Here is a 24,020-nt window from a genome sequence, read left to right on the forward strand (position 1 = left end):
ATATCAGATTTCTGTCGAAAATAACTTGGCGGCTTAACTACTTGCCCTCAGCCATTTCTTTGACTTCTGAGCGATTAATTTGCTGTTCGGTGCCATTGGCATCGGTGTAGCTTATCATCCCAGTGTCATCATCTACTTTAGGTTTACCATCAGCAACGATAGTGCGACCATCATTAGTGTGCATCACATAGTTGCTTGAACAGGCTGCTAAGGTAAAAGTGAGCATAAGTGCAGAAATTACGGCAGCTGTCTTTTTCATGGGTGACTCCTTGCAGATTAAAATGCTAAAAAAATCGTTTCCATTACCAGACAAATGGTTATGTCCGTTACTATTTAGCATAACCCTCTTGAGTCATATTGCCAGCCATCAGGGCCATTAGTCGGCTAGTTGTGGCTAAAATGAGACAGTTCCGAAGTGACCCAAAGGATACAAACAACAGAATGAAGTCTTTTAATCCAACGGATTTTCGCCAGGAATTCCCGGCAATTAACGATGAAATAATCTATCTGGACAGTGCAGCGACGGCCCTGAAACCGCGCGCCATGATTGACGCTACCCAGTTGTTTTATCAGCAAGATTCCGCGACAGTGCACCGCAGTCAACATCAATCTGCATTGTCATTGACCGCTCGTTTTGAAGAAACCCGCCAGCAGGTAGCTGACTTTATTAATGCGCCGGACGCAGAAAATATTGTTTGGACACGCGGCACAACCGAAGCCATTAATCTGGTAGCGCAAAGTTATGCTCGCCCTCGCCTACAGACTGGGGATGAAATTATTGTCAGCGAAGCAGAACATCATGCCAATTTAATACCCTGGCTTATGGTTGCTGAACAAACGGGTGCCAGAATCATTAAATTACCCATCGGCCTCGACCATCTGCCCGACTTACAACTATTACCTCAGTTATTCAGCAATAAAACCCGCATATTGGCGCTAGGCCAGATGTCTAATGTGACAGGCGGTAGCCCGCAATTAGCAGAAGCCATTGAATTCGCCCATCAACATGACTGCATCGTGATGGTCGATGGTGCACAAGGAATTGTTCATAGCCCGGCAGATGTTCAAGCGCTTGATATTGATTTTTATGCTTTTTCTGCTCACAAGCTATATGGACCCACCGGTATTGGCGTGTTGTATGGCAAATCTGAACTGCTGAAAGAAATGCCCGCCTGGCAAGGTGGCGGTAAAATGCTAACTCATGCCTCATTCGGCGGTTTTATACCCCATGAAGTGCCTTACCGCTTTGAAGCCGGTACACCTAATATTGCGGGGGTGATTGGTTTATCGGCGGTATTGAGTTGGCTGGAACAGATTGATCTGGACGAGGCCGAAATTTATAGCCAAAAACTGGCGACTTTAGCGGAGAATAAACTGGCTCAATTACCGGGTTTCCGTAGCTTTCGTTGTCAGCAATCAAGCTTGCTAGCATTCACTTTTGATGGTGTTCACCACAGTGATTTAGTGACGTTATTGGCCGAACAAGGGATCGCGCTGCGGGCTGGCCAACATTGCGCACAACCGTTAATGGCGGCGCTGGCAGTAAGTGGTAGTTTGCGTGCTTCATTTGCGCCTTATAATACCGAAAACGATGTTGAAACGCTGTGTTCAGCTATCGCCAAGGCGCTGGAATTATTACAAGATTAACGACTGGTAGATGATAATTTCGCTAATAAGAGAAAAAAATAATGATTGCTCCACACCCCTTTGGTCATGATATTACGGCCTCTACTCTGCTTGAGACATTCAGTGCTCATCAACAGTGGGAAGATCGCTACCGCCAGTTAATCTTGCTGGCGAAGCAGCTCCCGCCATTACCAGAATCATTAAAGCAAAATGAGTTGGAATTGACTGGATGTGAAAACCGGGTGTGGCTGGGGCATGAGTGTTTGCCGGATGGGCGCTTACATTTCTACGGTGACAGTGAGGGGCGCATTGTTCGTGGGTTGCTGGCTGTTATTCTGACAGCTGTGGAAGGTAAAACGCCGCTACAAATATTGGCAGAAAATCCCCTGGCCCTGTTTGACCAATTGGGGTTACGGCAACAATTAAGTACCTCTCGCGCCAGCGGTTTACAAGCACTGGCGCAAGGTGTGCAGGCGATTGCAGCTAAATACGTGTCATGATAGTGACTGCCCCTGACGGGCAGCTTTCGCCATCATTTTCTTCAATGCATGGGACACCGCAACAAAACCAAAAGTCGCGGTGACCATGGTGGCCGAGCCGAAACCTGATGTGCAATCCATCTTTTTTGGCCCCTCGGCAGTGCTGCGCGATGCACACACCGAACCATCACTCTGCGGGTAAACTAAGGGTTCGCTGGAGAAAACACAGTCAATCCCCAGCTTACCTTTGCTGTTTTTCACCACGTTAAAATCACTTTTCAGTCTTTCACGTAACTTCGCGGCTAAAGGGTCTTGAATTGTTTTCGCCAAATCCACTACCTCAATGCGAGTTGGGTCTATCTGTCCACCAGCGCCACCCGTCGTCACCACCGGGATTTTATACCGACGACAATAAGACAGCAGCGCGGCTTTGGGGCGCACACTATCAATGGCATCAATAACATAGCTAAAGTTTTTATCTAAAAGCTCCGCAACATTATCCGCAGTAATAAAATCATCAACACACGTCACTTTGCATTCAGGATTGATAGCCAGAATACGTTCAGCCATGACTTCTGTTTTAGCCTGTCCGACATTGCTCCGTAAAGCATGAATTTGGCGATTGGTATTCGTGACGCAAACATCATCCATATCAATTAATGTAATCGCACCAATCCCAGTACGCGCCAGTGCTTCGGCCGCCCATGAACCCACGCCGCCAATACCGATGACACAAATATGCGCCTGCGAAAAAAGTGTGAGTACCTGCTGCCCATAAAGGCGAGCAATACCACCAAATCGCTGTTGGTAAGCTTCTGAATAGGCGGTGCTCATCGACTTGTTACCTTCATAACTTATTACCTTTATAGCCTGGAAAAATAATACGAATACAAAAGCGGCCAATTGGCCGCCAGAGAAAGGGTTGAATAGGTTACATCACCGCTAGCTTATTGGCCCTGATTCTTCACTAACAGCGAAGAGCCATTACCGGATAGAGAGGCCGTTTTCTCCCCTTGATAAGCGGTAAATAGCGGCCCATTACTTTGCGCATTTTTTAACACCCAAACACGTCCATAATGGTTGTAGAAACCAGCGGCTTGACCAGCTTCATGCCCAATCCCTTGATATATATCAAAATGCTGGCCTTTAATTGCGCCACCCACATCCAGCGCCACCATCAAACGCATCTGATAGTGGCCAGTGAATTTACCTTGATTATCCAATAAGGGGACTTCCGCTAACAGTGTGGTACCCGGTGGAATCAGTGAACGATCAGAGGCAACCGAAGCTTTGGCAATCAATGGAACCGCACTGGCCCCTTTCACCGGCGCATACATTTCCGGTTTGAAGAAGACAAAGGACGGATTCTGCTCTAATAACTCTCTGACCTCAGCTTCGCTGTGAGTTTCAGCCCAATGGCGGATAGCTTGCATCGACATATCCGCTCTAGCGACTTCACCGCGGTCAATCAGCACTTTGCCGATACTGCGGTAAGCATGCCCATTTTTACCCGCATACCCGAAGAAAGTCAGTGGCCGCCCATCACCATAGTCAATATAACCGCTCCCCTGCACTTCCATCATAAAATTATCTACCAACGAATTGGTGTACGCGATAATTAAATTGTTGTTATCCAATGCACCTGAATATATCGCCGCGCGATCGGGTAGACGGCGCTTTCCTTTAGCAGGCATACGATAAAGTGGATGGCGGAATTCGCCTTGTCGTGTATAGCGGGCTTGCAGTACCGGCGTGTAGTAACCGGTAAATTGTACATTACCGAAATTATCCACCCCTTCCATCTGATAGGCATTCAGACCGAACAAACTTAACTTACTGGTATCTGCCCCAGCTAACATCCAGTTTTCAACCGCATTAAAGGTGCTGCTGTTGCGGTTATACAGACCCGGTGAAGATTGGTTAATCACTTTCACCTGATCAGAAAAATCTTTGGCGTTGACTGGCTTACCTGTTGCGTGTGGTTCATTCACCAACTCTAGTGGATGCTCCAGACGCCCATCTTTATATTGCTGCCCACGATCGGTTGGCCGGGATTGGCAACCAGCCAAAACAGCAATCATTATTCCACTCAGTAGGTATTTGCCCCAACGACTTGTCATTTCACGCCTTCTCTTCTCTTACTTACTTTTATCTACCGGATTTTATCTACCGGCGAACGATAACAAACGCCTATAGATAAAGGAATCAGCATGCAGAAAAAAATCCCCTGACACCATTGTGGGGAAAAAGGAAACAGATAGTTGATAAATTAATCGAAAAAACCTATTTACCCTAATTAAGTGGCAAAACTACTTGCAACAGATCTCATCCAGAGTATAGTGCGCTCAATCGGACGCGGGGTGGAGCAGCCTGGTAGCTCGTCGGGCTCATAACCCGAAGGTCGTCGGTTCAAATCCGGCCCCCGCAACCAACCGATACTGGCTACCAGCAGTATCAAATATTGTCCGATAGTCTTGAAAGTTAAGATGAATTAGGTAGAATGCTTGTTAAGTAGTAAAGCAGTAAAAATGTAATGACGGACGCGGGGTGGAGCAGCCTGGTAGCTCGTCGGGCTCATAACCCGAAGGTCGTCGGTTCAAATCCGGCCCCCGCAACCAATTACATGATTAAGTCAGATAGAAAAGTATTAAGACGGACGCGGGGTGGAGCAGCCTGGTAGCTCGTCGGGCTCATAACCCGAAGGTCGTCGGTTCAAATCCGGCCCCCGCAACCAATTCTTAATCATTTCATATCACTATAAGACACCCTCAAGGGTGTTTTTTTGTTTCTGGCGTTATACCCGTCATACTTCAAGCCGCATGTGCGTTGACTGCTTTCGTTAACCCGAATCATTGACTCGCGTCAACTCATCGGGATGAATGTGCCTCACCCCTGAGGCACACCCTGAGGCACACCCTGCGGGCAGCATAAATGCTGTTCAAATCGGTTCCCGACCGATTTGTATCTCAGTTGCCGACTTCCTGCAACTCGAATTATTTAGGGTATATTTCAATTAATAGCAACATCCATTCATTAAAGTCGGGCCATCGCCCCACCATTAGCAAAATAAGCTTTGATACCGGCAAAGATGGACTCAGCCACTTGCTGCTGAAAATGGCTGGTTCGTAACTTTCTCTCTTCTTCCAAATTGCTGATAAACGCCGTTTCCACCAAAATTGATGGGATATCAGGCGCTTTCAAGACGGCAAAACCCGCTTGATCAACACGGTTTTTGTGGAGTTTATTAATTTTCCCCATACGATTCAGCACTTCTTTACCAAATTTCAGACTGTCATTGATAGTTGCGGTTTGCAGCAAATCAATCATGGTATGGTCAAGATAGCGATCACCACTCTTGCTAACCCCACCAATCTGGTCTGACTCATTCTGCGTTTGCGCCAGAAAACGCGCAGCGGTACTGGTTGCCCCTTTGGTCGATAACGCAAAAACCGACGAACCTTTAGCGGCCCGGTTGGTAAAAGCATCGGCATGGATTGAAATGAATAAATCCGCACGGAGCTTACGGGCTTTAGCCACCCGCACTTTCAAGGGAATAAAGACATCTTCATTGCGAGTCATAAATACCCGCATATTCGATTCTTTCTTTATTAAAGCCTGCAATCTGCGGGCAATTTGCAACACAATATCTTTCTCACGGGTTTTATTATAGCCAATAGCCCCAGGATCTTCCCCGCCGTGCCCTGGGTCTAACATGATAACAATCGGCCTATCTCGCCCTGCTTTACCTGCTTTGGGTGCTTCTACAGGTAAAGTGCGCTCCACATTGCCTTTATTGTAATCTTCTAATAGTGCCAGCAACGGATCATCTTCAGCCGAGGTTTTCCCCTCTTGCGGATAAAGATCCACCACCAAACGATTCCTAAACTCAGCAAAAGGTTTAAGAGTAAAAAGTTGTGGGCTAATACTTTGCTTCAACTCCAAAACCAGCCGAACAGTATTTTTATCAAACTGCCCTACCCGCGCCTGCTTGAGGTAAGGGTCACCAGACTGAACTTGCTTGGTAATCTCTTTTAGTACGCTATTGAGATGCACGCCTTCAATATCAACCACAATCCGGTCCGGATTCGTCAACGCAAATTGACGATACTTAAGTGGTGTATTGGATTCCAGCGTTACCCGGGTATAGGTTGAAGAGGGCCAAATCCTGACGGCAATAATATGTGAAGAAGCAGCAAATCCAACCCGGCTGACACTCAGTAGCCATGCTGCAGCAGCCCCGTGTAGTAGACGGCGACGCCCAGAATTATGATTTGAATCTGCCATGTAACTCCAAAGTAACGACCAAAATATGAATAAAAATAGAACAAAAAAAATCACGAGGAAAAACTTTAACGAATCGATCCCATGCTGTCATTAGAAAAACATTTTTATGTGATTCAACTCATTAATACAAATACGCCATACATATGCATTTAATAGCAATTTCTTGCTTGCCATCTTGGTCAAAAAAGAATAAAAATACAAAAATACCGAATAAAAATTCAAAGAGGATCTGCCGTGAAGGAACGTAGTACAGAACTGGTCCAGGGATTTCGTCACTCAGTTCCCTATATCAATGCGCACCGCGGCAAGACATTTGTTGTCATGCTGGGTGGCGAGGCGATTGAGCATGAAAACTTTTCTAGTATCGTTAACGATATAGGCTTATTGCATAGCCTTGGGATCAGGCTGGTTGTGGTATATGGCGCTCGTCCACAAATCGACAGCAATCTGGCACAGCATCACTACGAACCTATTTATCACAAGCATACCCGAGTCACTGATGCCCGGACGTTGGAAATGGTCAAGCAGGCGGCGGGTTTATTGCAATTAGATATCACCGCAAGATTATCAATGAGTTTGAATAATACTCCGCTCCAAGGCGCGCATATCAATGTGGTCAGCGGCAACTTTATTATTGCTCAGCCCTTGGGTGTAGATGATGGTGTAGATTATTGCCACAGTGGCCGTATCCGCCGGATTGATGAAGAAGCAATTCATCGCCAATTAGACAATGGCGCGATTGTGTTGCTGGGGCCAGTTGCGGTGTCAGTCACCGGCGAGAGCTTTAATCTGACCTCAGAAGAAGTGGCGACTCAGCTAGCTATCAAACTGAAAGCTGAAAAAATGATTGGTTTTTGCTCATCCCAAGGGGTGACAGATAACGAAGGCAATATTATTTCAGAACTGTTCCCGAATGATGCGCAAAAACGGATTGAAGATCTGGAGCAAGAGGGTGATTACAACTCGGGGACGGTCCGTTTTCTGCGTGGGGCTGTGAAAGCTTGCCGCAGTGGGGTACGCCGCAGCCATTTACTGAGTTATCAGGAAGATGGGGCGCTGGTGCAAGAACTGTTCTCCCGTGATGGTATCGGTACCCAGATTGTGATGGAGAGTGCGGAACAAGTTCGTCGCGCAACCATTAATGATATTGGCGGCATATTGGAGCTGATTCGCCCGCTGGAGCAACAAGGTATTTTGGTGCGCCGTTCACGTGAGCAGCTTGAAATGGAGATAGACAAGTTCACCATTATCGAGCGGGATAATTTGACCATTGCTTGCGCCGCGCTTTATCCTTTCCCCGAAGAACAAATCGGTGAAATGGCCTGTGTCGCGGTACATCCGGATTATCGCAGTTCATCCCGAGGGGAAATGCTGTTAAAACGGGTGGCTAATCAAGCGCGGCAAATGGGCCTTAAAAAGCTGTTTGTATTGACTACCCGCAGTATTCACTGGTTCCAAGAGCGCGGTTTTACTCCCGCCGAAGTTGATGTGTTACCGATTCAGAAGCAAGAATTGTATAACTATCAACGTCGCTCAAAGATTCTGCTGGCAGATTTGTAATCTGAAGGGGCGTTCGCCCCTTCAATATTTTCAGGTCAATTGATTCAGACGTTCTACCAATCCGCTAACACGAAGCGTAGGTGTCCGGATCGCATGGCTCAATACCGTATCACTGCAATACAATGTCAAACGCTGACGGGCGCGGGTAATGGCGGTATAGACCAATTCGCGAGTTAACACTGGCATGAACGTATTGGGTAAAACCAATGCCGTATGTTCAAATTCCGAACCTTGAGATTTATGTACCGTCATAGCATAAGCGGTTTCGTGGCTGGGAAGACGGCTCGGCTGCACAGATTTTATATTGCCGTCTGGCAACTGGAAATGTACCCGTAGCTCCCCCTCACTATCATACAAAGCAATGCCAATATCGCCGTTGAATAAACCCAGTGCACTGTCATTCAGCCCTATCATCACCGGCCTGCCAACATACCAACGCCCCGACGGCCCTGGTGCTCGCTCAATTAACCGCTTGCGGTGCAGTAGCTGCTCAATGCGCTCATTTAAGCCACTGACACCAAATGGCCCAGACCGTAATGCACACAGTAGTTGATAGCGCCCAAATGCAGCCAGCACCTCAACCGCATGAGCACCTGCGGCGGCCAGTTCAAGATAGTGCTGATAGCCCGCAACACAGTCTTCCAGCAATACCTGATAATCATCTGAATCTGCCAGAGAGAAATTTTCAATATCGGAATATGTGCCATTTAGAACAGATAATGCATCCCGATACTTTCCGGCATTAACTGCTAAAGCAAGCTGTCCAATCCCCGATTTCTCATCGAAGCGGTAGCTTTTACGCAGCAAACACAAGCTATCACGGACATTGACTGTATCTGTCTGCACATCACCAATCGGGATGTTTCCCACCAATATGTATCCTGTTAAGCGAGTTAGCTGCTCTGCTCGTGATCCACTGTAACCCAACTCAGCAAAGCGACATATATCACCCAGCACGGCCCCTGCTTCTACCGAAGCCAATTGATCACGGTCACCGAGAAAAATCACCTGGGCTTTGGTTGGCAATGCTGCAATTAGCCGCGCCATCATAGGCAAATCCACCATTGATGCTTCATCGACCACCAACACATCAAGGTTTAGGGGGTTACCACGGTGATAACGTAGGCGCTGACTATTAGGTTGCGCGCCCAACAAACGGTGCAATGTGGATGCCTGGTCGGGGAATAACTTGCATTCATCGTCAGTCAGTGAGAGTTGGCGAATGGCTTTGCCCAGTGATTCCGTCAAGCGCGCAGCCGCTTTACCGGTGGGTGCGGCAAGTTGAATACGCAGTCGTTGCCCTTGGCTAAGTTGTATCAGCGCAGTCAATAATTTGGCAACGGTGGTCGTTTTACCTGTCCCTGGGCCACCGGAAATGACGGAGATACGGCGGGTAGCTGCAACAGCAGCAGCCAACTTTTGCCAGTCGACCTCAGTGCCTGCCGGCCCAAATAGGCGATCGAGCGTCTCTCTTAGTAATGTTTCATTGACGTCTCTGGCTTCATTGCCGTCACTGTCTTCCTTGATAAGCGACGCCGTATTGTCGCTGGCCATAAAACGCACCACATCCCCTTCGTATTGCCACATCCGTTGTAGATACAAACGGTCATTTTGCAAAACTAACGGTGTGGGCTGTGTGCCATCACTTACTGCTGGAGAGTTATTGAGTGTTTGCATCCACTGTAATTGATCCGGTGCACCAATTACCTGCCACAGCGCTAGCGCTAGCGCTGGCTGTCGCCCGCCAAATAGCTTTTCTGGCTGCAAATAATTGAGTGGAATACATACATGCCCAGCACCAGCTTCAGCACTGAGAACAGCCGCTGCCAATTGCATCATGGGGTCATTATCACCGGCTATCATTCGTGAGAACTGAACATCCAGCGGACGTAGTAAGTGGTCACGAACCGCCTGCTCCAGTAACGTCATCATATTGATGTGCCCTCACCGGTTATAACAATTCCACTTTTATCGCTAATGTACGGCTCTACCTCACGACCACTGAATAAACAGTCCATTTTTTCGATCAGCGCCCATTCAGGGCGGCAACTAAAAATACCATTTCCAGGATGTTGGCTATCAATGCCGCGCAGGAAGAGATAAATGACACCACCAAAGTCGCGCTGATAGTCATAATTACCCAGCCGATGACGTAAATAGCGATGTAATGCCAAGGTATAAAGCTGATATTGCAAGTCATAGCGATGCTCTGCCATTGCTTGGGCCATCGCCTCATTGGTATAAGCGCTGCTGTCTTCCCCCAACCAGTTAGACTTATAATCCAACAAGTAATATTTCCCCTGCCAACAGAAAACCAGGTCAATAAATCCTTTGAGCATCCCTCGGACTTGCTGAAAACCCAACGCAGGGCATTGACGGGAAAGTGGATCATACTGCTTGATTAAGATATCTAACTCTCGGGCTTGCAACAGCGCATCTATCGGCAAATAAAATTGCAACTCGGCCTGCTTACTCTGTGGGGTCAATCCCGCCAATGTCACGCCGGTTTCATTCAGAGGAGTTTGTACAATGTCATTTAGCCACTGATACAGCATAGGTGACCACTGCTCGCCAAAACCTTGTTGCTGAAGTTGCTCCGTCAACCCGTCTTGCTCAATAGGCTGGCTAAAATCCAAGGGTTCGAGTAAATCATGCAGGAAAGTCCCAGGGGCCGCGCCGCGAGGGAAAGTATGAGGGGTTAACTGGCTCTCGCTAGTTGATGCTTGCTCACCAACGGCGTCAGTATCCAGCCGTGGTAATAACTCCTGTAATGGCACATTCAGTGCTGGTGATACCCCACTTTTACTCGAACCATGCTGCTGTAGACCGGAATAGCTGGTGACTCGCCAAAAATCGTGTATTTGACGGCTAAACTGACGGGCAGCAAGGGCTGGTAACTCTTTCCGCAGTGGATGCCAAGGCGTTTCGTCCAGTTGCCCAGCTTGCAAAACAGAAATATCCCCACCGGCTAGGGTTGCTAACTCGGCGAGTTTGTCAGCAAGATACTGCGCATCTCCCGCATGGCCTTGTTGCACCAAATAGCCTAGTGCGCTGAGATGCATGTCACTTTCACCCTGTTTTTTTCGCCCGCCTTTAATCAGCGGAGCAATACCTATGCTGCAATGATAAACCGCACGGGTGAGTGCGACATATAATAACCGTAAGTCTTCTGCCAGCCGCTCTTCCTCTGCCAAAGCCTGACTCTCTTCATCGGCGTTCAGGTCAAGTAAGGCCTCAAAACTGTGACGATCATGGTAAAGAACGTCTTGCTGTTGGCGGAAATTACCCACAAAAGGTAACCATACCAGCGGGTATTCCAGCCCTTTCGATTTATGGATAGTTATCACCCGCACCAAATGACGATCACTTTCCAAACGTAATTGTTGGTTATCAGACTGATGATTCGGCTGGGCTATTTGTTGTGCCAACCAACGGATTAGTGCGTGCTCACTATCAAGCTGCGATGCGGCTTCTTGTAATAACTCTCCCAAATGCAGCAAATCTGTCAGCCGCCGTTCACCGCCCTGAGTTGCTAACAAGTTTTCAGCTAAATGGCGATGAGCCATAATCTCCCGTAGCATCGGGAGCACGCCACGGCGCTGCCAATGTTGGCGGTAGCCATCGAATTCATCAACCAAAGCATCCCAAGCCCGCTCATCGTGGTTCAATCCATCCAGCATTTGTGCATCTAGCCCCAGCATACCGGTCGCCATGGCACTGCGTAATGCCCGTTCCTGTTCAGGAGCCAGAACGGCCTGCAATAGCCACAGTAGATCTTTGGCCTCTGCAGTATCAAATACGCTGTCACGATTAGATAAATAAACAGATGGGATAGCCAATGCACTCAAAGCATCGCGCACTAATGCCGCCTCTGCCCGGCTACGCACTAATATCGTGATATCTGACGCCTGAACCGGTCTTGAGTTTGTGGCCGTCACTAATTGAGCTAATCCCTGCTGGCCCGAGGTGAGCCAGTCACGGATTTGGGCAGCACACTGTCGCGCCATTAGTTGTTGGTACTCACTAACCCCAACGCCCTCGCCCGGCTGCAACCAGAAAGACATCGCTGGCTGTTTTTTCCCTTTTATTTCAAATGATAACTGTTTATTTTTTTGCGCGGGAGCCACATTTACAAAGGGAATTTGCTTAAACAAAAAAGGAATGTCGACCAAACTAAAAAGCCGATTGACTGATTGCACCATCGGGAAAGATGAGCGCCAGTTAGTCTCTAGTGTGTAGTGTGCACTTACTTCCGAGCGAGCCCGAATATAAGTGAAAATATCAGCACCACGGAAAGCATAAATAGCTTGTTTAGGATCCCCAATCAACAATAGGCCGCACTCTCCTTGCCCACCATAAAGTGTGTGGAAAATACGGTATTGCTGTGGGTCAGTATCTTGAAACTCATCAATCATTGCGACGGGATAACGAATGCGAATAGATTGAGCCAACAATTCTCCGCCCGGTTGCTGCAATGCTGCATCCAATTTACTGAGCAGGTCATCAAAACCTAATTCTGCCCGCTGCCGTTTCTCTTGCTGTACAGAGGCTCGTATTTCACTGATCGCTCTGGCTAAAATCAGATCTCTGAGTGTCAGAGGTTGCTCGAATATACGGTCTATAGCATTGAATATATCGTGCTGAGGAGCTTCCCCTTTTTTGGTTTTTTCAAATAATACTGACTGCCGAAATTTCTCTAACTCTTTAGGTAACTGGTAATCGCCGGTTTCTTGTTCCGCCCAGATACCAACCTTTTCCAACCAGTTAGGTAAATATCGGGCACTGTAACTGCGTTTATCGACACCAGATCCGCTAATCAGCGCCTCTAACTCCGGGGCCACTGCGCGCCATTGTGCTTTGACTGCATCAATTTGTTCCACTATCTGCTGATGTCGACTGAGTATCGTTTCATCATCACCAGGGGCTTGCCGAAATTTTGGCGTTTCTCCCTGTAAATAAGCAGAAAGATCCTTGAGTAAGGCCTCTGGCCCGCTCCACTCTTGACTAACCGCCCTGGCGATAGCCAGAGGCAGCGGATAACAATGACGCCGCCAGAAATCGGCGCAAGCTTGCCGGCGTAATGGCAGTTCATCCTGCACCAAAGTTTGCTCAAATAAGATGCCAGATTCAAAAGCATTGTTAGCCAACATACGCTGACAAAAACCGTGAATAGTATAAATTGCCGCTTCATCCATCTGCCGCTCAGCCGCCAAAAGGTCTGCGGCTGCTTTATTCAGATCAGTGATTTCCGCCAGTAAATCCTTATGCATCGGGTCATCGCTGACTCCCCGTACGCAGGCAATACGCAACTCATGAATATTGTCACGAATTCGCCCTCTCAGTTCCTCAGTTGCCGCCTCAGTAAAGGTCACCACCAGGATTTCCTCAACCATGAGAGGGCGACGAAACGCCGCCTCCCCGCCTAAGCCAAGCAGCAATCTAAGATAAAGAACCCCGATGGTAAAAGTCTTACCGGTACCGGCGGAGGCTTCAATTAGCCTCTCGCCATACAAGGGCAGCGTTAGCGGCTCCAGCCGCTGGGGAGTCATTGATGTCATGGAGCCAATACCTTCTGCGGCAAGGTTGCTTGCAAGGCTGAAATTGTTGGGTAAGTCGTCCATCCTTTAAGCACCGCATACCCACCCTCAGTTTGCCCTTGGCCTTTAACCTGAGAAAGTAGCGCCAAACCTTGTGGTTTAATAACAGCTTGCTGGAAGAAATCTGCCAATGCAGTGTTCGTCAGCAGCTTCACCTGAGTAATCATTTTCTCGCGGCTATCAAACGCAAAATTATTGCGATTGAAATCATTATTGTAACGGCTGGCTTCTTCATCCAACGTTTGTGGACGTTGCAGTAATTGGTTAATGAGTGCCTGTTTATATTGTTCAAAATCAGCCGGTTTCATTTCACGCAACCGCTTCTCAGCTTGTGGATAGAACGCAAGGTAGCGCTGATAAAGATAATCAGGTTGTTTGCTATTACTTTGCAGTAAGAAACCTAAGCCCCATTGACGCCCAACTGACATTGGGAAGGCAAATACCGCGTAGCCGAGTTGCTCTGCTGTACGAAGCTGGTCATAGAACCACGGTTGAACAATCTGCCCCAGCAAAGCACTGCGCGCCATGCCCTCAATTTCTGTATAGCCGGTCGGCACATAGACGGCAGCCAGCGCCGCATCTGAGCTACTGCCAATCCGTTCCATGTTGGCAAGCTGAGCTTTATCAACAATAACATCCTCACCAGTCCACCAGATTGTCCCAGTCAAATTGAGTTGTTTTTTCAATGACTCGGCCAAGGAAGTTACCTGCTGGGCTGTCATATTACCCACCGCCAATACTTCTACCGCAGACTGTTTGAGCAAATCATCGCGATAGGTTATGACATCTTGCACACTGATGGTGTCTAGTAACTTACGCCGCTCGCTACGTTCTGAATAAGGAACATTAGACAGTAACTTGGCTGGCTGAATTGCCAACTCATAAGCTTTGCCTTTCTCGGCAACTTCCAGTTGTTCACGATACCAAGACTTAGCCTGTGCCAATTGATCTTTTGTCGGAGTGAAACTGGAGTAACCCTCCACCAAAGAAGTCAGCAACTGCGGCATCCGCTGTGTGAAGCCATTCGCACTGACATACAAACCATTATTCGGCGTAGTAGAGAAGCTAATCCCACCGATTGAGGCCTGATAACTCAGCTCATCAAGTGATAGTCCTGCCAGGTAATCAGTCAAAGCAAAAAGAACCTGATGACGAGCAGTATCCAGAGCATGTGGGTTACGGAAAGCAACAGAGATATCGGCTTTCGGTTCGTCAGCAAAATACTGACTTGGCATATAGAACACCCGCAGTCCCGGTTGTTCTGCCACTTGCTGTGGTCGGGTGATATTTTTATCAGCTTTGATTAAAGAGAAATCATCCGGAATATAGGGGTTAAGTGCTGGTAAACTCAGCGTGATGTCTTTCCCCAACTTTTGCCATTCTTGCATCTCTTGTGGGCTGATTTTATTGACCTGATAAGGGGCATCAACAAAATAGGCGACTTTATTGTGGGGTTCTTCTGGGCTGACAAACCAAATACGCGCATTTTCCGGTGTCATCTCAGCCAGTCGCGCAGTAATGGCTTTCGGATCATAGTGATCAGCCAGATAAGGTGCATCCAGTACATGTGCAACAGGTACCCGCAACATCATATCTACCAGCCACTCGATGTAATCCATATCCCGAGTGATTGAGGGGTAGCGGAAATCCAAATTCAATACATGAGCAATTTCATCGAAATAGCTCTTTTTAATGCCGTCTTTGTGTAGCATGTTGATGTAATCAAAAATAGCGGCCACCACGACATCACGGTTTGCCAGACCTTTATCGGTAAGTGATACAGAAATAGAGAATACACCACCATTTCTATCCACCATCGGGTCAGCCCCGGCATTGATGGCATCAGCCAATCCTTGTTTTTGCAACCAGTCAGACAAAGTATCTTTGCTACGATTTCCTATCAAATAACTAATGTAGGTATCTGTTTTACTGCGGAATTCTGCACTATTATTCTCAATGCGGAATTCTACTTTTAGCTGCTTGCGAGGTTGGGCTGGAACATAATGAATAATAATGCCGGTTTGATCCGGAGTGACCGCAGGTACTGTAATCGCGGGTACTTTTGCGTCCCGATTAGGGATTCGACCAAAGGTATCAGCGGCTAATTGTGCCAACTTTTCTAAGGACTGATTGCTATACAGCACGCCCACCATCAGGTTAGCTGAGTAATAATGGTGATAGAAACTCAGTAGCTCATCATGTAATTTCCCGTCAGGTTTATCTTTCAGTGTGTCCAGATTTCCGCCGGAAAAACGCGCACTGGGGTGAGCCGGGTTTAAGGTTTCCGCATTCACTTGCGCCATACGCATACCATCGCGGGAGCGGGCCATCGTCAATTCAGCATTTACCGCATTACGTTCACGGTCGGCATTAATGGGGTCTAACAGCGGCTCAGCAATTGCATCAGCCAAACGGTCAACCGCCGGGGCCAATGCATCATTTTCAATTTCAAGATAATAAGCGGTTCGATAAGAAGCCGTGCTAGCGTTATGGCTACCACCATGCTTTTTCAAGAATTCAGAGAAACTGCCGGGTTCAGGGAAACGTTTAGAGCCCATCAATAACATATGTTCTAAATAATGAGCTAATCCCAATTGATTATTAGGGTCTTCCAAAGATCCAACAGGCAATGCCAAGGCAGCTAAGGATTTGGGTGCTTGCTCATCAGAAACCAACAACACGGTCATACCATTAGGCAATTTTATTGCCTGATATTTGCGCAGGTCGTGTTCACTTTTATGAATAGCTTCTGCCAGTGGTTGCCATGCAGGAGTGTCAGCCCAACTCAGTGGGGCCAGCAAACCTAATAAGAAAAATATGCCAATAATGCGGGCAAACTGTTTATGCATTCCGTTTCTCCCCTAACCCCTTAAAGTTGCCGCTAAAACGTGTATCCGGCTTCTTGTATACAATATGTATGAAAATCTTGTTTAGTCATGTGCAGCTATCACGCCTTATTATGGCGGGCTATTGGTAATAAATAACGTTCAGTTTCGTGTAATATCATATCGAGATGTTGATTATCCATCAGGCGGAATACTCTTTGTATATAGTTATCCTCACCTTCCCCGGCAATCCGTTGGTCACCTTGCCAAACCTGTAAAAGTTTCATTCGAGCTTTGGTTTGTGTTTCTTCATCCCACAAAATTTGACCAGATTCGCTATCAAAACACTGACTCAACCAAGCCCAGCCACTTTTACTCAACAACAATAAAGGTTCGCACATACCTTGCTGATAGCCACTAATTAGCTGCTGTAAATATTGCCGTGCTTCGTCACAATCCAATGGGGCATAACGCCATGCCGTTCCTTTACGTCCATACATTCGGCTTTCACCCTCACCGCCGGCGACGCAATACACCAAATGCTCAACCCACAACAAAAGCCCATCGACCGCAGTTAATGCCGCTGGCCGCCAACGAATTAAGCCGTCCTCCTGAATCTGATGAATCCATCCTGTTAGCGTGGTATCTCCAAACTCAATATTCAGCTCAATACTGTGGCTCTCTTTACGTTCAGCACGAATTTGTTCAGCTAATGGCACCATTTCCTCTTGCTGACTTTCCCAGTAAAGCTCGCCGAAAGAACCATAAGGAAGGTTACCCGCCGCACGGGCACGACTGAATACTGTATTAATATCACTTTCTTCTATCAGCGCATTCAGTAGTTGAGTATTAAACTGATAGCGGTTGAGGTTATCTAAGGTAAAAGGTTCTTCATCCGGTAACTCCGTTTCTTCAATAACGAAATTTACCCCCAGCCGACGTTGGAAAAATGCCCTCACAGGATGGCGATAGAAACGGATTAATTCATCAAGAGTGATTTCAGGCAAAGGTTCGGGTGGTAAAGGTTGATTAAATTCTGGGTGTGCCAGTCCCTTGGATTCCGCAGAAGGCAGCCATTCAGCGGCGTAACTCTGTAGCTCACTGTTTTTAATAAAGTTTTCTGCTGAGAACGGCATGCGTGGATGCCAACATAGCAAATGTTCAATAACCCGTTTGGCACTGTCATCAGCACTGAGTTCTTCATCACCAGGTAAGTGATAACTTTGCGAAATGTATTCAATCAACTCACTAACCAGCACCGAAGGATAGCGTTTACTGTTGTCTTGAATCGAGCGCCCGATATAACTGATATAAAGCTGTTGCTGGGCAGAGAGTAATGCCTCCAGGAATAGGTAGCGGTCATCATCACGGCGGCTGCGGTCACCACGGCGAACCTGTTTAGCCATTAAGTCAAAGCCCAACGGCGGTAAGGTTCGTGGATAAACACCATCATTCATTCCCAATAAACACACCACTTTAAACGGGATGGAGCGCATAGGCATTAGCGTACAGAAATTGATAGGCCCTGCGAGAAAACGCTGACTAATGCGCTCATTATCCAGGCGCGAAGCCAGTTCATCCCGTAGCAGACTCAGTGGCACGATATCCGGATATTGGGCAGCAATGCCATAGCTGATGACCTTCTGCCATTGCTGTTCAATCAGTACCAGCACTGCTTCCGTATCGTTATCGGGTTCAAAGAAAGTATCTAATAATTGGCGACACAATGGCAGCCATTCACTGAGTGAACGGGACTCTCTTAATTGCTGCCGCCACTGGCTCAATTGCATCAACATTTCAGCTAATTGTCCGGCAAGTTCAGCAGCCAGACCACTGGACTCATCATAGGGCAGAACCCCTTGCCAATCACCGGCGGCGCTATCCATAGCATAGCCAAGTAGCATGCGGGTTATGCCAAAATGCCAGGTATGTTGGCCGGTGGCGGGCAGAGATAATTCGCGCACATTGTCATCATCTAATCCCCAACGGATACCAGACTCGCCAACCCATTGCCGCAAACGGCGCAATCCATCTTCGCTAATACCAAATTTATTGGCTAAAGCGGGCACTTCCAGCAGTGCTAATACCTGCTCAGAAGTAAAACGACTCTGGGGTAAATCAAGCAGAGTAATAAAAGCCTGAAGTGCGGGATGAGCCTGGCTAGCCTTACGGTCTGAAATGGCGAAAGGTAAATAACGCTCCCCGGTAGCATTACCAAATGTCGCCTGAATATAAGGAGTGTAGCTGTCAATATCCGCGACCATCACAATAATGTCGCGCGGAGTCAGCTCTGGAGAGTCCTCCAGTAATTTCAGCAAGTTATCTTGTAAAACTTCCACTTCGCGTTGCGGGCTGTGGCACACATGCAAGCTAAGGGAGCGGTCCGTGAGTTCCAAAACACGCTTTTGGTGACTATGAGCTAAGGTTTCTGGAGTGATGCCAATAATAGCGTGGTCTTCCAGCTCCAGCATGTCATGCTGAATACCATGTAAGAGATTATCCGGCTCAATATCAACAAAAGCATGAACCTCTTGGATCTCATCAACCTGAGATAATAAATACATGTGGTCACGACCAAGCCGGCCCCATGAGGCTAACAGCGGATTACTAAGATTTTGCTCACCATCATCATTAAATAGCTGCTCAGCCTGTTCAGGGTGGCGAAAGAGTTTTACTTCCATCGACGCACTTTCAGCCGATTCACGGTAATGCCTGCGTTTGCGGCTTTGTAATTTAGCTAAAAATGTATAATCCTGAATATCTCCCCAAAAATAGCGGCATGGATTAGTAAACATCAAGTGAATATCAATGTGTTTACCCAGAGCTTGCAAAGCTTGTAAATAGATTGGGGGTAATGCAGATATGCCGCAAATAAATACTCGTTTGGGCAATCCTGCCGGGCAAACGTCTGATTCAATAAGTGTGCGGATAAAACGCTGATAGAGATTGGCGCGATGCCATTCAGGTTGTTCTAACTGGCGAGTATAGCGAGTTAATTCGACCCACAGTAAAGCTTGCCACTGCTGAGCATCGTCCAAATTATCAACCAGTTGGCCTCGTTCCCAACTCTCCAGCCATTCTGGGCGATACACCAAATATTGGTCAAAAAGGTCGGCGACTCGTGCCGCCAGTTGGTGAATCTTACGTTTATCGCTATCGTCACTTAAATAGCGTTTCATCGCAGAAAATACCGGGTTTTCCAGTAATTCTGGTAATAACCACATGAGTTTCCATGTCATTGCATCTTTGCTAAATGCGCTTTCTTTCGGGATGCCGGGTAACACACGGGTAAACATGTCCCAGATAAAGGTAGCGGGCAGTGGAAACTCAATATTGGCTGCAATACTAAATTGTTGAGCCAATTGCATTTGCAGCCATTGAGCCATACCTGGGCTTTGAACAAGCACAACTTCTTGCTGGAAAGGATTATCCAACGGTTCTCGTTCTATCAGCGCAGTCGTTAGCGCTTTGAGTAAATCCAATTGATTAGAATGATAAACCGTGAACATGGTGGCTCCCTTAAAACTCTATGAAGAATATCCATAAATGATTAAACCAACTGACCACCACTTGCGGATAAATCCTGAAGTTTAATACTCTAACTTGATAATGAGTGAGTGCAATAGGTTATCTTCATTATCATATTTATAGCTGCGCGGTTAGCCGCCCTCACTCACAATGCAAAACCACCGACTTAATTCTGCCTGCTGCGTAGAGTGCATTTTTAGGATGAATGTAAACTCCGTACACTCACCATCAATTCGATTTATAAACTGGTTATATCGCCAGTTAGGTTTCATTCCTGCAGGAAATGCTTTCGCTGATTCGCCACTGCTGCTTTCAATATGTTGATTAAGCAAAGACCACGCCTGACGTTGCTGCCATAAAGAGGAAAAACCCTGCAAAAGTGCCTGATGGTATTGCAGTAATCCCAGCAGCGAGACAGAGAAAAAAAGTGCCGCGATTAAGACCTCTGGTAGGCTAAACCCCTGTTGAAAATGAGAATTCCCTCCCTCTTTGGTATACTGTGGCTTGCCACGATATCTGACTAAAGACAAAATTTTGCATCCTTATCCGGGCAAAAATCTGACCAACCATGAGCAACCTTAATCAACCGATGTTCTCCTCTAACTCCATGAGTAGAATGCAGTTGGACGCGTTGATAAAGCATCAACGGCGGCTGTATTCCTGAAGATTGACCCTCACCTCTGAGGATAAAAAAACCGGCCAGCGAGGCTGGTTTAAGACAGGCTTTTAAGCCATATTGCAGGTGCTCATTGCAATGCCATGTTGAACCGGCTTGCCACGGCATACTGAATGACCACTTCTGCCCCGCCCCCCAATTCAATGATGATGTTGCCTGATTAAAGGCCCGTAAATGGTGTTGTTCCTCGGCGGTAATATGCTGAATATTATCCAATTTTCGGTGTAAAGCTGATAACAAAAATAAACCGAGAGAAAAAAGAGTAGCAACAGCAGCCAGGGTACTTGTCCCCCGTTGATGATCACAGCTCATAAATTATTCCCACGGATGGTATAACTCAGTTGACGATGTATGGCTGGGTTACCGGTACTTTGCCCCGCCAGTTGCACGCTATAAACCTGACCCGGAGCTTGCTGCGGTAATGGCGTAACAGAAAAATGCGTTATGGTGATGTTGTGTGGATCAAACAGTTTTTCCCAACCACTGCCAGAACAATTCAGCTCGCCGCGCTGACCTTCTAATGCTTTATTGCGTAGCCGGTAACCAAAGTATTCAGATTCCTGATGTTTCTCCCCTTCCCACCGACCATTGCGGTTGAGGTCATAAGCAACAATCAAGCAAGAGTTTGCCACTTCCCCTGGATAATGTTGTGTAGCAATCGCGTTGCCCTGACACTCACCGTGACAAAATCCAGCCCGCCTCAGGTCTTTTTCCAGTGCAGCCATAGTCTGGCTCAGTGCTAACTCCAGGTGATAGTGCTGCTGTAATGTTGCTATTTGCTTGTGTAAACGGGGGAAGGTCTGGGTAGCAGCCATAATAATCAAACTACCAACACTCAGCGCCAGCATCATTTCTGGCAGGGTAAACCCCGTAATACATTTATGTAAAAAGTAACCTGATACGGCGGCCTCTGGTTTTTTTATCGTTACTAACATAAATGAATACCCGCTATTGATTGCTCATCGCTGCATAGCCTCATTCGCCCGCGGCTGGAGATAATTAGCCGAATACGCCCAGCCGGATTATTGAGCATTATATTTCCTGCTTGTGCTGTATTTCTTACACCAAAGAAACCCATTTTTTTCTTCAAAGGAATCGCAATAGAAACATCGGGATAAGGTGGAATAAACACTGAATTATCTAATGGTGAACAGGGCATCACGGGCTTATCACCACTGCCTAAACACCCCTGATCTTCTTGCTGTATCCATAACAATGCCGTGTTGTTACTGCGATTCGTTTTGGCCTGCAAATGAGTTAGAAAGGCAAGTAACTGGCGAGCACTGTCCGCGAGCCTCTCCCGTTGCCGATAATGGTGCCAATTTTGTGCCCCCCATACAGCCATAACACCGGCTAAGGCAATGACCAACAGCAGTTCAATAAGACTGATACCATTTTGTTTTTTAAGAATATTATTTTTATGCATGAAGTATATTGAGCCGTAGATTGGTTTTCATGGCGTAAGTTTACGTTGTGAAAATTTGAGATCCAGTAGCTGCTTATCAAGGCTGGAAGAGCTGCGCAAAATTTTATTCACGGCGACATAAATGCAGAAAAGTGTGCGGCATGGCTCGCAATTTGATTGCCGATAGGCTTAGTAGATAAAGTGAAGAGAAGGGCTATTAGGAGGATAATTGCGGGCTGAAATGACGGGTATAAACCGAAACCGGAGCCAAATGGCTCCGGTAAAAGATTAGATAGCAATCGGGGCTTTGATACCAGGGTGAGGGTCATACCCTTCAATTTCAAAATCTTCAAAACGATAGTCAAACAATGAAGCAGGTTTACGTTTGATAATCAGTTTTGGCAGCGCCCGCGGTTCACGGCTTAATTGCAGGTTAGTTTGCTCAATATGGTTGCTGTATAAGTGCGTATCGCCCCCCGTCCAGACAAAATCACCGACTTCCAAATCACATTGCTGCGCCATCATATGTACCAATAATGCATAGCTGGCAATGTTAAATGGTAAGCCGAGGAACACATCGCAAGAGCGTTGATATAGCTGGCAAGACAGCTTGCCATCAGCCACATAAAACTGGAAGAAAGCATGGCACGGTGCCAAAGCCATTTGATCCAACTCACCCACATTCCATGCAGAAACGATAATACGACGGGAGTTTGGGTCTTGCTTAAGCTGTTGCACTACCTTACTCAGTTGGTCAATCTGGCGGCCATCAGCAGCGCCCCAAGCGCGCCATTGCTTACCATAAACCGGGCCAAGATCACCGTTTTCATCAGCCCACTCATCCCAGATTGAGACGTTATTTTCCTTCAGATAACCAATATTGGTATCGCCGTTGAGGAACCATAACAACTCATGAATGATGGAACGCAAATGGCAGCGCTTGGTGGTTACCAACGGGAAACCATCTTGTAAATTGAAACGCATCTGATGCCCAAAAATCGACAGCGTCCCAGTACCGGTGCGGTCAGCTTTAGCAGTGCCTTCTTCCAGCACTTTTTTCATCAAATCCAGATACTGTTTCATGTTACCTCACGAAAGTTGTTGCGCAGGACGGCGATACGCCCAAATCATCATAATGATACCGGCCAGAATCATAGGCACAGAGAGAATCTGCCCCATGCTGATCACGCCGTCGAACAAGCCGAGCTGGGCATCTGGCTGGCGGAAACATTCAACAATAATACGGAACGCGCCATAACCAATCAGGAACAGGCCTGAAACACTGCCCATCGGGCGCGGCTTACGGATAAATAGGTTCAGGATAATAAACAGCACCACCCCTTCCAATATCATTTCATACAGTTGCGAAGGGTGGCGCGGCAATACACCGTATTGATTGAAAATCGCCTGCCATTTAGCCGGATCCGCGGCAACAATCGCAATATCTTCGCCCCGAGAAGTGGGGAACAGCATCGCCCACGGGGTATCTGTCGTGACACGGCCCCACAGCTCGCCATTGATAAAATTACCCAAACGACCAGCACCTAAGCCAAATGGAATTAGTGGAGCCATAAAATCAGCGACCTGGAAGAAATGACGCTTGGTGCGGCGAGCAAACCACAGCATCACACAGATAACACCAATCAAACCGCCGTGGAATGACATGCCGCCATCCCATACCTTAAACAGATACAGTGGATTATCGAGGAACATCGGCAAGTTATAGAACAGAACATAACCGACACGGCCACCAACAAACACCCCGAGGAAACCGGCGTAAAGCAGATTTTCGACTTCTTCTTTGGTCCAGCCACTACCCGGTTTGTTAGCCCGACGAACCGCCAACCACATCGCGAAGACAAAGCCCACCAAATACATCAGGCCATACCAATGCAGGGAAACCGGACCAATGGAGAAAATGACCGGATCAAATTTAGGAAACGCCAGATAGCTATTGCTCATCTATCACCACGAAATATCTCTTGTTTTGAGAAAATTAATGTTCTTGCCCGGTTAGGGCGACAGGTAGCGCATAATAGC

The 24,020-nt window shown here is 47.2% G+C and carries 17 protein-coding genes and 3 tRNA genes; 6 read left to right on the top strand and 14 right to left on the bottom strand.

What is annotated here, in order from left to right; translation table 11 throughout:
- Positions 1–37 precede the first annotated feature (37 nt).
- Positions 38–259 (bottom strand): YgdI/YgdR family lipoprotein, encoded by a 222-nt coding sequence (locus tag OVO64_RS14675; RefSeq protein WP_032820367.1) that lies wholly within the window; start codon positions 257–259, stop codon positions 38–40.
- Between the two features lie 182 nt (positions 260–441).
- On the opposite strand from OVO64_RS14675, the gene csdA reads away from it, so the two are divergent.
- On the top strand, positions 442–1,647 hold the full coding sequence (gene csdA / locus OVO64_RS14680; RefSeq protein WP_038631216.1) for a cysteine desulfurase CsdA: 1,206 nt from the start codon (positions 442–444) through the stop codon (positions 1,645–1,647).
- A 41-nt stretch (positions 1,648–1,688) separates the two neighbouring features.
- Positions 1,689–2,126 carry a cysteine desulfurase sulfur acceptor subunit CsdE gene (csdE, locus tag OVO64_RS14685; RefSeq protein WP_172667619.1) on the top strand — a complete coding sequence of 146 codons (438 nt, stop codon included), beginning with the start codon at positions 1,689–1,691 and terminating at the stop codon, positions 2,124–2,126.
- Here csdE and tcdA read toward each other — a convergent pair.
- Both tcdA and mltA read right to left on the bottom strand, forming a co-directional pair.
- On the bottom strand, positions 2,121–2,939 hold the full coding sequence (gene tcdA, locus OVO64_RS14690) for a tRNA cyclic N6-threonylcarbamoyladenosine(37) synthase TcdA (RefSeq protein WP_038631213.1): 819 nt from the start codon (positions 2,937–2,939) through the stop codon (positions 2,121–2,123). The two genes, csdE and tcdA, sit on opposite strands and share 6 nt — an antisense overlap.
- 113 nt (positions 2,940–3,052) lie before the next feature.
- Positions 3,053–4,225, bottom strand: a complete 1,173-nt coding sequence (gene mltA, locus OVO64_RS14695) for a murein transglycosylase A (protein WP_038631211.1) — start codon at positions 4,223–4,225, stop codon at positions 3,053–3,055.
- A gap of 234 nt (positions 4,226–4,459) precedes the next feature.
- Here mltA and OVO64_RS14700 point away from each other — a divergent pair.
- The 3 genes from OVO64_RS14700 (at position 4,460) to OVO64_RS14710 (ending at position 4,839) form a co-directional block, all read left to right on the top strand.
- Positions 4,460–4,536 (top strand) — tRNA-Met (locus OVO64_RS14700).
- Positions 4,537–4,646: 110 nt separating this feature from the next.
- Positions 4,647–4,723, top strand: a tRNA-Met gene (locus OVO64_RS14705).
- A 39-nt stretch (positions 4,724–4,762) separates the two neighbouring features.
- Positions 4,763–4,839 (top strand) — tRNA-Met (locus OVO64_RS14710).
- Between the two features lie 299 nt (positions 4,840–5,138).
- On the opposite strand, the gene amiC is transcribed toward OVO64_RS14710, so the two are convergent.
- Positions 5,139–6,389: an N-acetylmuramoyl-L-alanine amidase AmiC gene (amiC, locus tag OVO64_RS14715; RefSeq protein WP_038631209.1), complete on the bottom strand. Its 1,251-nt coding sequence runs from the start codon at positions 6,387–6,389 to the stop codon at positions 5,139–5,141.
- A gap of 234 nt (positions 6,390–6,623) precedes the next feature.
- Between amiC and argA the strand changes: the two genes are divergently transcribed.
- Positions 6,624–7,949 (top strand): amino-acid N-acetyltransferase, encoded by a 1,326-nt coding sequence (argA, locus tag OVO64_RS14720; protein ID WP_038631207.1) that lies wholly within the window; start codon positions 6,624–6,626, stop codon positions 7,947–7,949.
- Between the two features lie 30 nt (positions 7,950–7,979).
- Here the strand turns inward: argA and recD are convergent, their stop codons facing one another.
- The 10 genes from recD to lgt all read right to left on the bottom strand — a co-directional run bounded on the left by recD (position 7,980) and on the right by lgt (position 23,942).
- Positions 7,980–9,878: an exodeoxyribonuclease V subunit alpha gene (gene recD / locus OVO64_RS14725; protein ID WP_416371393.1), complete on the bottom strand. Its 1,899-nt coding sequence runs from the start codon at positions 9,876–9,878 to the stop codon at positions 7,980–7,982.
- Positions 9,878–13,507, bottom strand: coding sequence for an exodeoxyribonuclease V subunit beta (recB, locus tag OVO64_RS14730; RefSeq protein WP_267248875.1), 3,630 nt, complete (start codon positions 13,505–13,507; stop codon positions 9,878–9,880). Before recB ends, recD begins: the two co-directional genes overlap by 1 nt.
- Positions 13,504–16,395: a pitrilysin gene (gene ptrA, locus OVO64_RS14735; RefSeq protein WP_267248859.1), complete on the bottom strand. Its 2,892-nt coding sequence runs from the start codon at positions 16,393–16,395 to the stop codon at positions 13,504–13,506. The genes recB and ptrA overlap by 4 nt, the downstream gene beginning before the upstream one ends.
- Positions 16,396–16,493: 98 nt before the next feature.
- A complete protein-coding gene (gene recC, locus OVO64_RS14740) occupies positions 16,494–19,880 on the bottom strand; it encodes an exodeoxyribonuclease V subunit gamma (RefSeq protein ID WP_267248860.1) in 3,387 nt (1,128 codons plus the stop codon).
- A 150-nt stretch (positions 19,881–20,030) separates the two neighbouring features.
- Positions 20,031–20,429 (bottom strand): prepilin-type N-terminal cleavage/methylation domain-containing protein, encoded by a 399-nt coding sequence (locus OVO64_RS14745; RefSeq protein WP_416371392.1) that lies wholly within the window; start codon positions 20,427–20,429, stop codon positions 20,031–20,033.
- Positions 20,420–20,887, bottom strand: coding sequence for a YgdB family protein (locus OVO64_RS14750; protein ID WP_267248861.1), 468 nt, complete (start codon positions 20,885–20,887; stop codon positions 20,420–20,422). The genes OVO64_RS14745 and OVO64_RS14750 overlap by 10 nt, the downstream gene beginning before the upstream one ends.
- Positions 20,884–21,510 carry a prepilin peptidase-dependent protein gene (locus tag OVO64_RS14755; protein ID WP_267248862.1) on the bottom strand — a complete coding sequence of 209 codons (627 nt, stop codon included), beginning with the start codon at positions 21,508–21,510 and terminating at the stop codon, positions 20,884–20,886. Before OVO64_RS14755 ends, OVO64_RS14750 begins: the two co-directional genes overlap by 4 nt.
- Positions 21,504–22,001, bottom strand: a complete 498-nt coding sequence (locus OVO64_RS14760; RefSeq protein ID WP_267248863.1) for a prepilin peptidase-dependent protein — start codon at positions 21,999–22,001, stop codon at positions 21,504–21,506. The genes OVO64_RS14755 and OVO64_RS14760 overlap by 7 nt, the downstream gene beginning before the upstream one ends.
- Before the next feature lie 267 nt (positions 22,002–22,268).
- A complete protein-coding gene (gene thyA / locus OVO64_RS14765) occupies positions 22,269–23,063 on the bottom strand; it encodes a thymidylate synthase (protein ID WP_046694622.1) in 795 nt (264 codons plus the stop codon).
- Positions 23,064–23,069: 6 nt separating this feature from the next.
- On the bottom strand, positions 23,070–23,942 hold the full coding sequence (gene lgt / locus OVO64_RS14770; protein ID WP_004391739.1) for a prolipoprotein diacylglyceryl transferase: 873 nt from the start codon (positions 23,940–23,942) through the stop codon (positions 23,070–23,072).
- Positions 23,943–24,020 lie beyond the last annotated feature (78 nt).

The organism is Yersinia sp. Marseille-Q5920 (genome assembly GCF_946902935.1).
Taxonomy (GTDB): Bacteria; Pseudomonadota; Gammaproteobacteria; order Enterobacterales; family Enterobacteriaceae; genus Yersinia; species Yersinia rochesterensis.

Coding starts and splice junctions, on each gene's coding strand:
- OVO64_RS14675 (WP_032820367.1), bottom strand. CDS start 259: ATGAAAAAGACAGCTGCCGTAATTTCTGCACTTATGCTCACTTTTACC.
- csdA (WP_038631216.1), top strand. CDS start 442: ATGAAGTCTTTTAATCCAACGGATTTTCGCCAGGAATTCCCGGCAATT.
- csdE (WP_172667619.1), top strand. CDS start 1,689: ATGATTGCTCCACACCCCTTTGGTCATGATATTACGGCCTCTACTCTG.
- tcdA (WP_038631213.1), bottom strand. CDS start 2,939: ATGAGCACCGCCTATTCAGAAGCTTACCAACAGCGATTTGGTGGTATT.
- mltA (WP_038631211.1), bottom strand. CDS start 4,225: ATGACAAGTCGTTGGGGCAAATACCTACTGAGTGGAATAATGATTGCT.
- amiC (WP_038631209.1), bottom strand. CDS start 6,389: ATGGCAGATTCAAATCATAATTCTGGGCGTCGCCGTCTACTACACGGG.
- recD (WP_416371393.1), bottom strand. CDS start 9,878: ATGACGTTACTGGAGCAGGCGGTTCGTGACCACTTACTACGTCCGCTG.
- recB (WP_267248875.1), bottom strand. CDS start 13,507: ATGACATCAATGACTCCCCAGCGGCTGGAGCCGCTAACGCTGCCCTTG.
- ptrA (WP_267248859.1), bottom strand. CDS start 16,395: ATGCATAAACAGTTTGCCCGCATTATTGGCATATTTTTCTTATTAGGT.
- recC (WP_267248860.1), bottom strand. CDS start 19,880: ATGTTCACGGTTTATCATTCTAATCAATTGGATTTACTCAAAGCGCTA.
- OVO64_RS14750 (WP_267248861.1), bottom strand. CDS start 20,887: ATGAGCTGTGATCATCAACGGGGGACAAGTACCCTGGCTGCTGTTGCT.
- OVO64_RS14755 (WP_267248862.1), bottom strand. CDS start 21,510: ATGTTAGTAACGATAAAAAAACCAGAGGCCGCCGTATCAGGTTACTTT.
- OVO64_RS14760 (WP_267248863.1), bottom strand. CDS start 22,001: ATGCATAAAAATAATATTCTTAAAAAACAAAATGGTATCAGTCTTATT.
- thyA (WP_046694622.1), bottom strand. CDS start 23,063: ATGAAACAGTATCTGGATTTGATGAAAAAAGTGCTGGAAGAAGGCACT.
- lgt (WP_004391739.1), bottom strand. CDS start 23,942: ATGAGCAATAGCTATCTGGCGTTTCCTAAATTTGATCCGGTCATTTTC.